The 13,685-nt window shown below is 63.6% G+C and carries 12 protein-coding genes; 7 read left to right on the forward strand and 5 right to left on the reverse strand.

Translation table 11 applies throughout. The features are described 5' to 3' along the window. Nucleotides 1-78 precede the first annotated feature (78 nt). Nucleotides 79-1,407, reverse strand: coding sequence for a methyl-accepting chemotaxis protein (locus IQ35_RS07640; RefSeq protein ID WP_021247220.1), 1,329 nt, complete (start codon nucleotides 1,405-1,407; stop codon nucleotides 79-81). Between the two features lie 174 nt (nucleotides 1,408-1,581). Here IQ35_RS07640 and sdhC point away from each other — a divergent pair, with 174 nt between their 5' ends. The 4 genes from sdhC (at nucleotide 1,582) to IQ35_RS07665 (ending at nucleotide 5,342) form a co-directional block, all read left to right on the forward strand. Then, nucleotides 1,582-1,977, forward strand: coding sequence for a succinate dehydrogenase, cytochrome b556 subunit (gene sdhC / locus IQ35_RS07650; protein WP_031292404.1), 396 nt, complete (start codon nucleotides 1,582-1,584; stop codon nucleotides 1,975-1,977). Then, nucleotides 1,977-2,366: a succinate dehydrogenase, hydrophobic membrane anchor protein gene (gene sdhD / locus IQ35_RS07655; protein ID WP_021247218.1), complete on the forward strand. Its 390-nt coding sequence runs from the start codon at nucleotides 1,977-1,979 to the stop codon at nucleotides 2,364-2,366. The genes sdhC and sdhD overlap by 1 nt, the downstream gene beginning before the upstream one ends. Then, complete coding sequence (gene sdhA, locus IQ35_RS07660; protein ID WP_021247217.1) at nucleotides 2,366-4,180, forward strand: succinate dehydrogenase flavoprotein subunit; 1,815 nt, start codon at nucleotides 2,366-2,368, stop codon at nucleotides 4,178-4,180. The genes sdhD and sdhA overlap by 1 nt, the downstream gene beginning before the upstream one ends. Nucleotides 4,181-4,541: 361 nt before the next feature. Then, complete coding sequence (locus IQ35_RS07665; RefSeq protein ID WP_145072444.1) at nucleotides 4,542-5,342, forward strand: DUF2189 domain-containing protein; 801 nt, start codon at nucleotides 4,542-4,544, stop codon at nucleotides 5,340-5,342. A 76-nt stretch (nucleotides 5,343-5,418) separates the two neighbouring features. Here the strand turns inward: IQ35_RS07665 and IQ35_RS07670 are convergent, their stop codons facing one another. The 3 genes from IQ35_RS07670 to IQ35_RS07680 all read right to left on the reverse strand — a co-directional run bounded on the left by IQ35_RS07670 (nucleotide 5,419) and on the right by IQ35_RS07680 (nucleotide 8,659). Then, nucleotides 5,419-6,306: a serine hydrolase domain-containing protein gene (locus tag IQ35_RS07670; protein ID WP_148648517.1), complete on the reverse strand. Its 888-nt coding sequence runs from the start codon at nucleotides 6,304-6,306 to the stop codon at nucleotides 5,419-5,421. A 100-nt stretch (nucleotides 6,307-6,406) separates the two neighbouring features. Then, nucleotides 6,407-8,209, reverse strand: a complete 1,803-nt coding sequence (locus IQ35_RS07675) for an acyl-CoA dehydrogenase C-terminal domain-containing protein (protein WP_145072446.1) — start codon at nucleotides 8,207-8,209, stop codon at nucleotides 6,407-6,409. A gap of 45 nt (nucleotides 8,210-8,254) precedes the next feature. Beyond that, nucleotides 8,255-8,659 (reverse strand): MerR family transcriptional regulator, encoded by a 405-nt coding sequence (locus IQ35_RS07680; protein ID WP_021247213.1) that lies wholly within the window; start codon nucleotides 8,657-8,659, stop codon nucleotides 8,255-8,257. A 107-nt stretch (nucleotides 8,660-8,766) separates the two neighbouring features. Between IQ35_RS07680 and IQ35_RS07685 the strand changes: the two genes are divergently transcribed. The 3 genes from IQ35_RS07685 to IQ35_RS07695 all read left to right on the forward strand — a co-directional run bounded on the left by IQ35_RS07685 (nucleotide 8,767) and on the right by IQ35_RS07695 (nucleotide 12,951). After that, a complete protein-coding gene (locus IQ35_RS07685; RefSeq protein ID WP_145072554.1) occupies nucleotides 8,767-9,192 on the forward strand; it encodes a DUF2946 family protein in 426 nt (141 codons plus the stop codon). A gap of 77 nt (nucleotides 9,193-9,269) precedes the next feature. Then, nucleotides 9,270-11,270, forward strand: a complete 2,001-nt coding sequence (locus IQ35_RS07690) for a TonB-dependent receptor family protein (RefSeq protein ID WP_145072448.1) — start codon at nucleotides 9,270-9,272, stop codon at nucleotides 11,268-11,270. A 55-nt stretch (nucleotides 11,271-11,325) separates the two neighbouring features. Then, the gene (locus tag IQ35_RS07695; RefSeq protein WP_145072450.1) at nucleotides 11,326-12,951 is read left to right on the forward strand and encodes an NAD(P)/FAD-dependent oxidoreductase; all 1,626 of its coding nucleotides are present in this window, start codon (nucleotides 11,326-11,328) and stop codon (nucleotides 12,949-12,951) included. Here IQ35_RS07695 and IQ35_RS21440 read toward each other — a convergent pair. After that, on the reverse strand, nucleotides 12,905-13,384 hold the full coding sequence (locus IQ35_RS21440; protein WP_021247209.1) for a hypothetical protein: 480 nt from the start codon (nucleotides 13,382-13,384) through the stop codon (nucleotides 12,905-12,907). The genes IQ35_RS07695 and IQ35_RS21440 overlap by 47 nt on opposite strands. Nucleotides 13,385-13,685 lie beyond the last annotated feature (301 nt).

The following is a 13,685-nucleotide window of genomic DNA, read 5'->3' on the forward strand; positions in this document are numbered from 1 at the left end:
TGGTTGCGGCCGAAGGGGGCATTCAACATTGGGATGACGGATGAGTGGCGGGAATCCGCCCGCCACCGCCATCGCCCCTTAAGCAACCTGCCGGCTGAAGTCCGAAGACGCCGCGCGCAGGCTGGACAATTGGCCTTCCACTGTCGTGAAGCCGCGCTCCAACTGATCGATTTCCGACGCCACCACTTCGGTATCCTGCCGTATGGCCGAGATGGTGGTCGACATCGAGTCGGCGGCCAGCGCCGTTTCGTCCACGGCCGCCGTGATCATCGTCACGGTCTGCGCCTGCTGGTCCATCGCGTGGCGGATGCGTTCGGCGCTGGTCTGCACTTCGCCCACCGTGTCGCGGATGCGTTCGTTGGTCTGGACGGACTGGCGGGTCGACGCCTGGATATCGGCGATCTTGCCCGCGATCTCGTCGGTCGCCCGCGCGGTCTGGTTGGCCAGGCTCTTCACTTCCTGCGCGACCACGGCGAAACCGCGCCCCGCATCACCCGCGCGCGCCGCTTCGATGGTGGCGTTGAGCGCAAGAAGATTGGTCTGCCCCGCAATGTCGCGGATCAGGCCCAGGATCGATTCGATCGACTTGGCATGTTCGGACAGGGTGGTGGACATGGCGACGGCGTCGCTCGACTGCTCCGCCGCCCGATGCGCGACATCGGCGGCGCTTTCCACCTCGGCGCGCGCATCCTCGATCGCGCGGATCAACCCGGCGGAGGTGCGCGCCGCGTCCCGCATGGCGAGGGCGGACTGCTCGGCGGCGGCGGCGACCTCGGACGCCTTGCCCAGCATCCCGCGCGTTGCGGCGGACGCATCCTTCGCCTGTTCGCGCAGCGATTCGCCCAGATGCGACGCGCCGTCGATCTCGGCCGCGATACGCTGTTCGAAGAGTGAACCGAAGCGCTGCCGTTCAGCGCGCTGGGCGTCGGCTATATCCTGCGCCATGACATTGCTCATTATGCCGATGCTGATCATGGATATGCGGTTGACCGTCCGCAGCAGCCGCTGGCAGCGCGGCCGGTCGTCCCAGATGCGGTCGCACAGAAGTTCCGCGATCTTCTCGTCGCCGCGCGCGACCGACGCCAGCACCGCCGCGCCCGACAGGCCGTGCTTGCCCGCGTGGCGGACGCAGGCGGTCGCCATATTGCCCCATTCCCCGGCGTCATAGCGCGACAGCTTTTCCCGCACATATTGACGTGCGCCGACTTCGATCTTGCGCAGCGCTTCGGATGACAGATAGCCGGCCAGCTTCGCTTCGGCCACATAGGTGTCGAAGAATGTCTGCCCGACGATATCGATGGAATCTTCGATCAGCCCAAATATTTCCAGCGCTTCCGGTCCGATCGTCGGATCGAACTCGGCCAGATTGTCGGCCCGGATGATCCAGTTGTTTGAAGAAGACTGCATAGGATAAGGTGTCCCCTGGATGGTGCGCGATCACATCCCGGCTTCAATAGCCTGCTTTGGTTAATCGATTCTTTATCCTGCCGTTCGCGCGACACTTTCCGCCGTGCCTTGCCCTTCGCCGCGTTCGCTCTTAAGGGGAGCGGAATCAGACAAGCATCAGGGACATGGGTAGATATGGCGCGATCCACCAGCCGGCCGCTCTCGCCGCATTTGACGATATGGAAATGGGGGCCTGCAATGGCCATCTCCATCCTGCACCGCATCACCGGCAACGGACTCGCCATCGTCGGCGCGCTGGGGCTGGTGTGGTGGCTGATGGCCGCCGCGGCCGGACCGGAAGCCTATGCGACCTTCGTGAAGTGCGCGACCTCGCCCATCGGCTATATCGTCATGATCGGCCTCACCTGGGCTTTCTTCCAGCATCTCTTTTCCGGCCTTCGCCACTTCGTGCTCGACATGGGCGCCGGCTATGAGCTTCGGACCAACAAGACCTGGTCGATCGTCGTGATGATCGGGTCCGTGGTCGTCACGGCGCTTGTCTGGGCCATTATCTGCGGGGGTAAGTTCTGATGGGAACGGGAACCGGAATCGGCCGTGTCCGTGGCCTTGGATCGGCGCATCACGGCGCGCATCACTGGCTGGCGCAGCGCTATACCGCCATCGGCAATCTGCTGCTCGTCCTCTGGCTGATCTTCAACCTGCTGACGCTGCCCGGCCTCGATTATGCAAGCGTGGTCGAATGGATCGCCAATCCGCTGGTGGCGGTGCCGATGATGCTGATGATCGTCAGCGTCTTCTGGCATCTGCGGCTGGGGATGCAGGTGATGCTGGAGGACTATGTCCATGACAAGGGCCTCAGCTTCTTCTCGATCCTTGCCCTGAACTTCTACGCCATCGGCGGCGCGGCCGCCGGCATCTTCGCCATCGCGAAGATCGCCTTCACGGGAGCTGCTTCCTGATGACCGAAGCCTATAAGATCATCGATCACACTTATGATACCGTGGTGGTGGGTGCGGGCGGTTCCGGCCTGCGCGCGACCATGGGCAGCGCCGAAGCGGGCCTCAAGACCGCCTGCATCACGAAGCTCTTCCCGACCCGCAGCCACACCGTGGCCGCGCAGGGCGGCATTGCGGCCAGCCTTGGCAACAACTCGCCCGATCACTGGACCTGGCACATGTACGACACTGTCAAGGGGTCGGACTGGCTGGGCGATCAGGACGCGATCGAATATATGGTGCGCGAAGCGCCCGCCGCCGTGATCGAGCTGGAACATGCCGGTGTGCCGTTCAGCCGCAACGACAACGGCACCATCTATCAGCGGCCCTTCGGCGGCCACATGCAGAATATGGGCGAAGGCCCGCCGGTGCAGCGCACCTGCGCCGCCGCCGACCGCACAGGCCACGCCATGCTGCACGCGCTCTATCAGCAGTCGCTGAAATATGACGCGGATTTCTACATCGAATATTTCGCCATCGACCTGATCATGGAAGATGGTCCGAACGGCAAGGAATGCCGGGGCGTCATCGCCATCTGCATGGAAGACGGCTCCATTCACCGCTTCCGCAGCCATGCTGTCGTGCTGGCGACAGGCGGCTATGGCCGCGCCTATTTCTCCGCCACTTCGGCGCATAGCTGCACCGGCGACGGCGGCGGCATGGTGCTGCGCGCGGGCCTGCCCTTGCAGGATCTCGAGTTCGTTCAGTTCCACCCGACCGGCATCTACGGCGCGGGCGTGCTCATCACCGAAGGCGCGCGCGGCGAGGGCGGTTATCTCACCAATTCCGAAGGCGAGCGTTTCATGGAACGCTATGCCCCTTCGGCCAAGGACCTTGCCTCGCGCGACGTCGTGTCGCGCTCCATGGCGATGGAAATGCGCGAAGGGCGCGGCGTCGGCCCGAACAAGGACCATATCTTCCTCCACCTCGATCATATCGATCCCAAGGTGCTGGCGGAGCGCCTGCCGGGTATCACCGAAAGCGGCAAGATCTTCGCGGGCGTCGACCTGACCCGCCAGCCGCTGCCCGTGACCCCGACCGTCCATTATAATATGGGCGGCATTCCCTGCAATTATCATGGCCAGGTGGTGACGAAGGTCGGCGACGATCCCGAAGTCGTGGTGCCGGGCCTCTATGCTGTCGGCGAAGCGGCCTGCGTGTCGGTCCATGGCGCGAACCGCCTCGGCTCCAACTCGCTGATCGACCTTGTCGTCTTCGGCCGCGCGACCGGCCTGCACCTCAAGGACACGATCAAGCCCAACGGCGCGCATCGCCCGCTGCCCAAGGATTCGGCCGATCTGGCGCTGAGCCGCCTCGACCACTACCGCAATGCCAAGGGCGGATCGCCCACGGCGCAAATCCGTCTCGAAATGCAGCACACCATGCAGAAACATGCCGCCGTGTTCCGCGACAGCGCGCTTCTGGCCGAAGGCGTCGAGAAGATGGCGCAGGTCAACAAGCGGCTTCAGGACGTATCCATCGCCGACCGCTCGCTGATCTGGAACACCGACCTGATCGAGACGCTGGAGCTGGACAACCTGATGAGCCAGGCCGTCTGCACCATGGTCGGCGCGGAAAACCGCAAGGAAAGCCGGGGCGCCCACGCGCATGAGGATTATCCGAACCGCGACGACGAAAACTGGATGAAGCACACGGTCAGCTGGTTCGAAGGCTGGGGCGGCAATGGCGGCAAGGTCAGCCTCGATTATCGTCCGGTCCACGACTACACGCTCACCGACGAGGCCGAATATATCAAGCCCAAGGCGCGCGTGTACTGATCCGCCCGCATAGGCTGAAAAAAGCACAAGGGGCGGGCCGGAAGGCTCGCCTTTTTTGTTGATGCGCGGTTTTCAGGCAGGTGCAGCGATGACGGGTTTGGGCGGGGAGCGGCCATTCCTCACTCGTCATGCTAAGCGAGTTCAGGGTGGCGGTAGAGTTGAGGGTCGGAAAAATGGCCATTTCTTCCCACCGCACCCAATAACTTGCCCTGCAACCCCGTCAGGGTGTATCATACTGCTTGTTGGCCATAAGGCGGTCCTCATGTCGAGACTGCGCTTGCCCGGAGATGGATGGCCCGGCGCGTCCCGACCGAGACAGATATATCACGCCTTTCATAGGTCAGCCTTCGGGAGAGCGACCATGGCAATAGTGCATCCAACCCCTCTGGCATCCGCCGGCGAAGATTATGAAATCCGCGCCCTCGACTTCAACGACCTCCGCATCGCGCTGAGGCAGGGCTGGGAGGATTTTCAAGCCAAGCGCGGCGATCTAGTCTTTGTCGGCTTCATCTATCCCATCGTCGTCCTGCTGGCGATCTTCTCGGTCAGCCGCGTATCGATGTTGCCCTTCATCTTTCCGCTGGTGGCCGGAACGGTCATGCTGGGGCCGCTTTTTGCCAGCGGCTTCTATGAACTCGCGCGGCGCAGGGAAGCGGGCCCCGATGCGGGCTGGCGGCATTTCCTCGATGTCGTGCGCGGTCCGTCCGCGCCCGCGCTGCTCGACCTCGCCAGCGTCACCGCCGCATTGTATATGGCGTGGATTGGCGTGGCGTGGTTCATCTATCACGCGACCCTGTCGCGTCTGGGCCCGGAAGCGGTCGGTTCGGCCGGGGCCTTCCTGCGCTCGATCTTCACGACCCCGGAAGGCTGGAGTATGATCGTCTTCGGCAATCTGGCGGGCCTCTGCTTCGCTATCGTCACGCTCGCGGTCAGCGCCGTCTCCTTCCCCATGGTGATCGACAAGCCGGTCAGTTGGGGCGTGGCGCTGCGAACCTCCGTCCGCGTCGCTCGGCGCAATCCGCTGACGATCACGGTCTGGGGCCTGATCGTCGTCGCCCTGTTGGTGCTGGGGGCGCTCCCGGCGCTGGTCGGTCTTGCGGTGGTCCTGCCGGTGCTCGGCTATGCAACATGGCATCTCTACACGCGGGCGGTGGTCCGATAGGGGGGGAAGGATTTCGGAGCGAGGCCGCGGCAGGGAAAAGCGGATTCCAACCGGTTCGATGTGAATCGGACGGACTCTAGAGCGCCATGAGAATGGGGCGAGCTTCCTCCAGCGCCCTTTGCCCATCGCCCGGATTGCCGTCGAACAGAGCAACGACCACATGCTTGCCGCGTTTCAGCACGATGGCGTAGTTGGCTTTGAACAAGCCGAAATGGGACAGGCCGTTGCGCGACACTTTCCATCCCAATCCATAATAGGCCGCGCCCGCATAGGGCGGCTTTTCCATGATACGCGGATCTGTCGGGCGGGCGGCGAAGCGCCAGTAGGTCATGGCCGTGCCGGACCAGCCGCCCGCCGGCCCCAGCCAGTCGTCATAGCGCATGTCGCGGGTCGCCGGGATCAACTTGCGCGCGGCGGCGTCGAAGGACATGCCGGTCCTGCGTTCCACCAGGGCGCCCAGGATGCAATAGCCGATATTGGAATAGGCCTGCCGCGTGCCCGGCTTGAATTGTTTGGGCGGTGGCGGAATATCGACGCAGCGGTCGTCGGTCTGCCGCTGGGTCACGGGATCGCCCGTTATGGACCGGTCCCACCCGCCCGCATGGTGCATCAGGTTTCGGGGCGATGTTCCCGCCACGCCCTCATCCAACGACAGGATGCGCCGATCGGCCAGTTCCATGACCATCGCCGCGGTGATGGGCTTGGACAGGCTGTAATAAGGATAGATTCTGGCCGGATCGGAATCGATGGTCAGCGTTCGCGGTATTTCATCCCGGTCGCCATAGACGATGCTGACCGATGTAAGCCCATGGCGGGCCATGAAGACCTTCAGCCGTTGCCGGGGATCGAAAGCGCCGGAAAGCAGAATGGCGGCATAGGCAAACAGAATCAGCAATAGCGACAGGAGGACGGGAAGGAATTTACCGCCCGACTGTCCGCCCCCGCCCATCATGGTTGCGGACAATCGAGGTCAGGGGTCGGGAAGTCAAATGGAAAGAGGGAGGGCGCAGCCATCCGGCCACGCCCTCTATTGCCCGACAGCAATATTTGCGATCCGCGTCCGGTCAGACGGTCAGGAACATCTCCGGGTCCAGCGCCATCAGGCTGTCCGCGCCGCCCTCGATCTTGCGGCGGAGCGCGCCTGCATCCGGCATGATCCGCTCAGCGAAGAAGCGCGCCGTCACCAGCTTGGTCTCCAGGAACTTCGCGTCCCCTTCGCCCGCATCCAGCAGAGCCGCCGCCGCCTTGGCCATGCGCAGCCACATCAGCCCCGTCGCGACGATGCCCATGATGTGCATGTAATGATGCGCTGCCGCCCCGGCATTGTCGGGGTTCTTCATGGCGTTCTGCATCAACCACATGGTCGCGGCTTGAAGCTGCTGGGAAGCCTTCTCCAGCGCCTCGGCGAAGCTCGCGAGCTTCTCGATTTCCTTGGCTTCGGCGATTTCGGTGGTGACGATCTTGAGGAAAGCCTGCATCGCCCGGCCGCCGTTCATCGGCAGCTTGCGGCCCACAAGGTCCATTGCCTGAATGCCGTTGGTGCCTTCGTATATCTGGGCGATCCTGGCGTCGCGCACATATTGCTCGACCCCGTTTTCCCAGATGTACCCATGGCCGCCGAACACCTGCTGACAGGCGACGGTCACGTCGAAGCCCTTGTCCGTGCCATAGCCCTTGATGACCGGGGTGAGCAGCCCGATCAGATCGTCGGCCAGTTGGCGTTCCTCTTCACTCGCGGCATTGTGGGCCAGATCGACCTGCAACGCGCCCCACAGGATCAGCGCCCGCAGCCCTTCGGTCAGCGCCTTCGCCTCCATCAGCATCCGCCGCACATCGGGATGGACGAACAGCGTATCGGCCTTCTCATGCAAGTCTTTCGGCCCGGTCAGCGCCCGGCCCTGCCGCCGCTCCCGGGCATAATGCACGGCATTCTGGAAGGCGACCTCGCCTTGGGCCAGCCCTTGCAGCCCCACGCCCAGCCGCGCGGCGTTCATCATGATGAACATGGCGGCCAGACCCTTGTTCTCCTCGCCCACCAGCCATCCGGTCGCGCCGTCATAGTTCATGACGCAGGTGGCGTTGCCGTGAATGCCCATCTTGTGCTCGATCGAGCCGCAGGACACCGCATTCCGCTCGCCCAGCGATCCGTCATCCCGCACCATGAACTTGGGCACCACGAACAGGGAGATGCCCTTGGTCCCTTCCGGCGCATCGGGTGTCTTGGCGAGCACCAGATGGATGATGTTGTCCGACAGGTCATGCTCGCCCGCCGAAATGAAGATCTTGGTGCCGGTGATCTGATAGCTGCCATCCGCACCCGGAACGGCCTTGGTCTTGATGAGGCCAAGATCGGTGCCGCATTGCGGTTCCGTCAGGTTCATCGTGCCGGTCCATGTGCCCGCCACCATGTTGGGCACATAGGTCGCCTTCTGCGCGTCGCTGCCCTTGGCCAGCAGCGCCGCGATCGCGCCCGTCGTCAGGCCATGATACATTTCGAAGGACTGGTTGGCCGACAGCACATATTCGTTGAACGCCGTCGCCAGCACCGTGGGCATCCCCTGACCGCCGAACTCGGCGGGCGCGTGCAGCGTCGTCCAGCCGCCCTCGACGAACTTCTCATAGCCTTCCTTGAAGCCGGTGGGCGTCGTCACGCTGCCGTCCGGATGCCGGGTGCAGCCTTCCTTGTCGCCCACCATGTTCAGGGGGAAAAGCACCTCCGCCGCCATCTTCCCGCCTTCGGTCAGGATCGCCTCGACCAGATCGGGCGTCACATTCTCGAAACCGGGCAGGTTGGCATGGCGGTCCAGCCCCACGACATGATCGAGAACGAAACGGGTGTCGCGGACGGGCGCTGAATAGCTGGGCATGATCTTCTCCGAACGGTTCTGTTCTGTTTGGGGGTGGGGTCGGTTCTATTGGATGGCGGCGACGAAGTCCGACAGTTCCGCAATCGCCGCGTCGATATCGTCCTTCTGCCGGGTGAGCAGGTCGATACGCGCCCTGCACTTGGCTATGGTGACGCGCCGCTGCGCCTCATGTTCCTCGTCGGCGTCGTAAAGGTCGATCATCTCGCGGATGTCCGACAGACTGAAACCCACCCGCTTGCCACGCAATATCCACGCCAGCCGCGCCCGGTCGCGCCGAGAATAGATGCGGGCCAGCCCCTGCCGCTCCGGCGAGATCAGCCCTTCATCCTCATAGAAGCGCAGGGCGCGCGCGGTGACGCCGAATTCTTCCGACAGATCGGTGATGCTGTAGGTCTGCCGTTCGCTCTGATCCGGCAGTTCGATGCCGGCAATGCTGGTGCGTTGATCCATATCGGCTATTTAGAACTGCCTTACGTTTACGTCAAGGTCAGTTTGTTGCTCGCCTTGGACGCTTTGTCCTGATGACAGCGCTCCTCGTCTCCGCTAGGGCACTGGCCATGCTGGGGGCAATCAGACAGTCGGATAATGCGGGGGGCCTGTTGGCCGCGCTGGCTCTGCTTGTCCTTGCCATTCAGGTGCTGGCGCCTTCGGGCTTCATGCCGGTGCGGACGGAAAAGGGCGTCGTGGTGACGCTCTGTTCCGGCTCCGGCCCGGTCAAAGTCATGGTGGAGCGCGATTCCGTGGCGCAGGGCCGGATGAAGCAGCAGCATCACCAGCCCGCCGATGACGGCATGATGCAGCAGCATTGCGCCTTCGCTGGAGCCAACGCCACGCCTACAGTTCCGCCGCTGCTGTTGGCGGACGTCCCGCTGCCCGCGTGGCAACTGGCGTTCGGGCCGATCGCCTTCGCGCTCAAAACGGGTTTCATCGCCCGGCTGGCCGCGCCGCCACCGCCTTCTTCAGGACCGCCATCCATCCTCTGAAAATCCATGCCGTTGCGCGTTGGGCGATGACCTGACGCGCCGCTTTACGCACATGTTTTCAGAAGGTTTCCCTTTCCATGACCCTTTATTTCCGCGCCCGTGGCGCGTCGCTCTGCGCGATTGCCTGCGCTCTTTCCGCCGTTCCGGCTTTCGCCGATGAAGCTGATCAACGCATCATCGTCACCGCCAGCCCGATCATAGAAGAAGCCGCGGCCAAGGTTGCCCGCACCCCTGGCGGCGTGGATGTCATCGCGGCCGAAGACTATCAGGACAAGCTCGCCGTTTCCCTGCGCGATGCACTGAGTTTCTCGCCCGGCGTCTATACCCAGCCGCGCTTCGGGCAGGAGGTCCGCATCTCGATTCGCGGTTCCGGCATTTCGCGCGGCTATCATATGCGCGGCCTGACTCTGTTGCAGGACGGCATCCCGATCAACAGCGCCGACGACAATGGCGATTTCCAGGAACTCGACCCGCAGGTCTTCCAGCATATCGAGGTCTATCGCGGCGCTAACGCCCTGCGGTTTGGCGGATCGACGCTGGGCGGCGCGATCAACGCGGTGACGCCGACGGGGCAAAGCGCGCCCGGCATCGACATGCGGATCGACGGCGGATACTTCGATACGGTGCGCGGCAAGCTGGCCTATGGCTATGCCGATGATCGCGCCGATGCATGGGCCGCCATCACCGCCGACCGATCCGATGGCGACCGCGATCATGGCAGGCGCAAGGCGCTGCGTTTCAACGGCAATGTCGGCTTTCGCCTCAGCGATACGGTGGAAACTCGCTTCTATGCCAGCGTCCAGAGCATCCGCCAGAAATTGTCCGGCGCATTGACGGAGGCGGATGCGCTCGACCATCCAGCCAAGGGCAATTTCACCGGCGATCAGGCGCGCAATATCGATTCGATCCGGCTCCAGAACCGCACCACCGTCCAGATCGATGGCGGCCGGATTGCGTTCGGTGCTTTTTACAACGCCAAGGAACTCTATCACCCCATATATCAGGTGATCGACCAGAACTCCGAAGATCGCGGCGTCTTTGCCAGCCTCGACTGGGCAGGCGACTTCGCTGGAATGCCGGTGGAAATGGCGCTGGGCACTCAGGCGCGCTTCGGCAGGACCATCGCCAAGCAGTTCGTCAATAACTCCGGCAAGCGCGCCGCGCCGACCGCCTATGCGATCCAGAAGGCGCAGACGATCAACAGCTATGGCGAGTTGCGCGTCGCGCCTGTCGCGGACCTGTGGCTGATTGCGGGCGGCCTCTACACCCATGGCGCGCGCAAGATCGACAACCGTTTCCTGCCCGAACGCAGCGGCAAGGCGGATTTCGACACAATCGCCCCGAAATTCGGCCTGCTCTATGCGCCGGCGAGCACGGTGCAGGTCTATGCGAACTACAGCCGCTCGGTCGAACTGCCCGGCTTTGGCGAACTCAGCCAGACCCCCTTGGGCGGCGCGCCCGGCTTCACGCCGGTGGGCGCGCAAAAGGCATGGACGGCGGAGATCGGCACGCGCGGCCGCATCGGCATCGCGGCATGGGACATCAGCCTCTATCGCGCCACGTTGAAGGGCGAGATGCTGCAATTTTTGCTTGATCCGGACTTTCCTCCTTTCACCTTCAACGCCGACCGCACCCGGCATCAGGGCATCGAGGCGGGCCTGGACCTGACGCTCGCTTCATGGGCGACGCTGCGGCAGATGTATCAATATAGCGACTTCCGCTTCCGGCGTGACGCGACCTATGGCGACAATCGCCTGCCGGTGGTGCCGCGTCACTTCTACCGCGCCGAACTGCGGCTGGGCACGGATCGTGCCAGCATCTCCCCTTCGGTCGAATGGGCGCCGCAGGGCGCATGGGTCGACTATGCCAACACGAAGAAAGTTGACGGCTATGCCATGCTGAATCTCAGCGCGCAGGCGCAGGTGAGGGACGGCGTGACCCTTTTCCTCGACGCCCGCAACCTGACGCAGAAGCGCGCCATCGGAGATATCAGCGCCGTGGTCCAATATATGGGGCAGGCGAGTTTCTATCCGCTGGAACGCCGCGCTTTCTACGGCGGCGTCCGCGCCCGCTTTTGAGGGATAGGGGGCAGCCGGTTCCCTTTCCCGCGCGCATCCTTTAGGGGGCATCCCCATGTTGCGCCTTTCGGGACTGAAGCTGCCCCTCGACCACCCGGCCGAGGCGATGCCCGCCGCCATTTGCGAGCGCTTGCGGATTGCGCCCCACGAGTTGCTGAACCACGTCGTCGTCCGCCGCGGCAATGACGCCCGGCGCAAGAATGCGATCCAGCTTGTCTACACCATCGACGTCGAACTGGCCGACGAAGCGGTGGTGCTGGAGCGCCTTGCTAAGGATCATGATGTCCGTCTGCGCCCCGACACGGACTATAAATTCGTGGCCGAGGCGCCCGAAGGCTGGTCCGGCAAGCGCCCCGTCGTCATTGGCGCGGGGCCATGCGGGCTGTTCGCGGGCCTGATCCTCGCGCAGATGGGGTTCCGCCCGATCATTCTCGACCGGGGCAAGGTGGTGCGCGAACGCACCAGGGACACATGGGGCCTGTGGCGGCGCGGCGAACTCAATCCCGACAGCAACGTCCAGTTCGGCGAGGGCGGGGCGGGCACCTTCTCCGACGGCAAGCTCTATTGCCGGGTGAAAGACCCTCGCTTCCTTGGTCGCAAGGTGCTGGAGGAATTTGTCGCGGCGGGCGCTCCGTCAGATATTCTCACCGAAGCGCATCCCCATATCGGCACCTTCCGCCTCGTCACCATGGTGGAAGCGATGCGCCGCCAGATCGAGGCGCTGGGCGGAGAATATCGCTGGCAGCACCGCGTCGACGAACTCGAACTGGAGCGACAGGGCGACGGCACGCAGCGCCTGCGCGGCCTGCACCTTCACGACGGCGGTTTCATCGAAGCGGATCATGTCGTCATGGCGGTCGGCCACAGCGCGCGCCCCACTTTCGAGATGCTGCACCGGCGCGGCGTGCATATCGAACCCAAGCCCTTTTCCATCGGTGTCCGCATCGAACATCCCCAGAGCTGGATCGACCGCGCCCGCTTCGGCCCGTGCGCGGGGCATCCGGTGCTGGGCGCGGCGGCCTACAGCCTTGCCCATCACTGCGCCAATGACCGCACGGTCTACAGCTTCTGCATGTGTCCGGGCGGCCGCGTGGTCGCCGCCACGTCGGAGGAAGGGCGCGTCGTCACCAACGGCATGAGCCAATATTCGCGCGCCGAATTCAACGCCAATTCCGGCCTCGTCGTCGGCATCGACCCGCAGCGAGACTATCCCGAAGGCCCGCTGGCGGGCATCGACCTGCAACGGCGGCTGGAATCGCTCGCCTATGTCGCGGGCGGTTCCTCCTACCACGCGCCGGGGCAGACGGTCGGCGATTTCCTGGCGGGACGTCCCTCGACCCGCCTTGGCGAAGTCATTCCCTCCTACAAGCCGGGCGTCACCCTGACGGACCTGTCGCTCTGCCTGCCCGATTTCGTGTTGGAGGCGTTTCGCGAGGCGCTTCCCGTCTTCGGTCGCCAGATCGCCCATTACGACCATCCCGATGCCGTCATGACCGGCGTGGAAACCCGCACATCTTCCCCCATCCGCATTACGCGGGGCGGGGATTTCCAGAGCCTCAACGTCGCGGGCCTCTATCCGGCGGGCGAGGGGGCGGGCTATGCGGGCGGCATCCTCTCCGCCGCCATCGACGGCATCAAGGTCGCCGAAGCGGTCGCCCTGCGCATCGCGGCCGGTCAATAGTCATAGACGGCGGTGTAGGGCATCTGAAAATAGTTGAGGCCGCTGCCGACCGCCTGGCTACGCGCGAACGGCTGTTCTTGAAAAACAGGTCCTTGATGTTGAGGCTGACGCCGAAAAATATGTCGCGCTTGGGGATGATCCCGGCGGCGTGGTCGGCATTGGTGAAATCCTTGCCGCGATAGCCGACCTGTAGCTCGACGAAGCGCAACGGGCTGTCGTGCAGGCCCCTCGATCCGGCCAGTTCCAGCGCCAGCACGGCCATATTCAAGGTAAGGAGTGGCGTTTGCGCGGCGTTCGACAGAGTGGTGGGATTTTGCTTGCCCGGACTGCGCGATAGAATTGATGCATGGGTAGCGTGGAATGGTTTCCAATCGAAGATATGCCGGTCGAGTTGAAGGACGGCCGCGATCTTCTGTTCTGGAAGGATGGTCATCCGGCCGTTGCTTCTTGGGATCGTTTTTTGGCGGATAACGGCAATTGGGAGTATGACTGGGCTACGCTGGAGGGCGATCACTTCGGCGGTGCTACCTATTTCGCTGAGATCAACAAACCTCAGCGAATGAAAATATCCCGGCGTTTTCGGGGAAGGCAACCCCGGTCCCGCCGCGAGATTGTAGAAAATGGCAGGAAGCAGCCATTCCGCCAGCGTCAGGGAAAAGGTCGATACCCCATCCGTTCGCCCCGTCCCTGAACTCTACGCCTTGCGATCGGTCCAAGCGCCGCGCCCGGAGACA

The organism is Sphingobium wenxiniae, from assembly GCF_007830065.1.
Lineage (GTDB): Bacteria > Pseudomonadota > Alphaproteobacteria > Sphingomonadales > Sphingomonadaceae > Sphingobium > Sphingobium wenxiniae.

What these genes read in the sequence shown, in the direction of transcription:
- IQ35_RS07640 (WP_021247220.1), bottom strand. Translation starts at nt 1,407, where the DNA reads ATGCAGTCTTCTTCAAACAACTGGATCATCCGGGCCGACAATCTGGCC.
- sdhC (WP_031292404.1), top strand. Translation starts at nt 1,582, where the DNA reads ATGGCGCGATCCACCAGCCGGCCGCTCTCGCCGCATTTGACGATATGG.
- sdhD (WP_021247218.1), top strand. Translation starts at nt 1,977, where the DNA reads ATGGGAACGGGAACCGGAATCGGCCGTGTCCGTGGCCTTGGATCGGCG.
- sdhA (WP_021247217.1), top strand. Translation starts at nt 2,366, where the DNA reads ATGACCGAAGCCTATAAGATCATCGATCACACTTATGATACCGTGGTG.
- IQ35_RS07665 (WP_145072444.1), top strand. Translation starts at nt 4,542, where the DNA reads ATGGCAATAGTGCATCCAACCCCTCTGGCATCCGCCGGCGAAGATTAT.
- IQ35_RS07675 (WP_145072446.1), bottom strand. Translation starts at nt 8,209, where the DNA reads ATGCCCAGCTATTCAGCGCCCGTCCGCGACACCCGTTTCGTTCTCGAT.
- IQ35_RS07680 (WP_021247213.1), bottom strand. Translation starts at nt 8,659, where the DNA reads ATGGATCAACGCACCAGCATTGCCGGCATCGAACTGCCGGATCAGAGC.
- IQ35_RS07685 (WP_145072554.1), top strand. Translation starts at nt 8,767, where the DNA reads ATGCTGGGGGCAATCAGACAGTCGGATAATGCGGGGGGCCTGTTGGCC.
- IQ35_RS07690 (WP_145072448.1), top strand. Translation starts at nt 9,270, where the DNA reads ATGACCCTTTATTTCCGCGCCCGTGGCGCGTCGCTCTGCGCGATTGCC.
- IQ35_RS07695 (WP_145072450.1), top strand. Translation starts at nt 11,326, where the DNA reads ATGTTGCGCCTTTCGGGACTGAAGCTGCCCCTCGACCACCCGGCCGAG.
- IQ35_RS21440 (WP_021247209.1), bottom strand. Translation starts at nt 13,384, where the DNA reads ATGACCATCCTTCCAGAACAGAAGATCGCGGCCGTCCTTCAACTCGAC.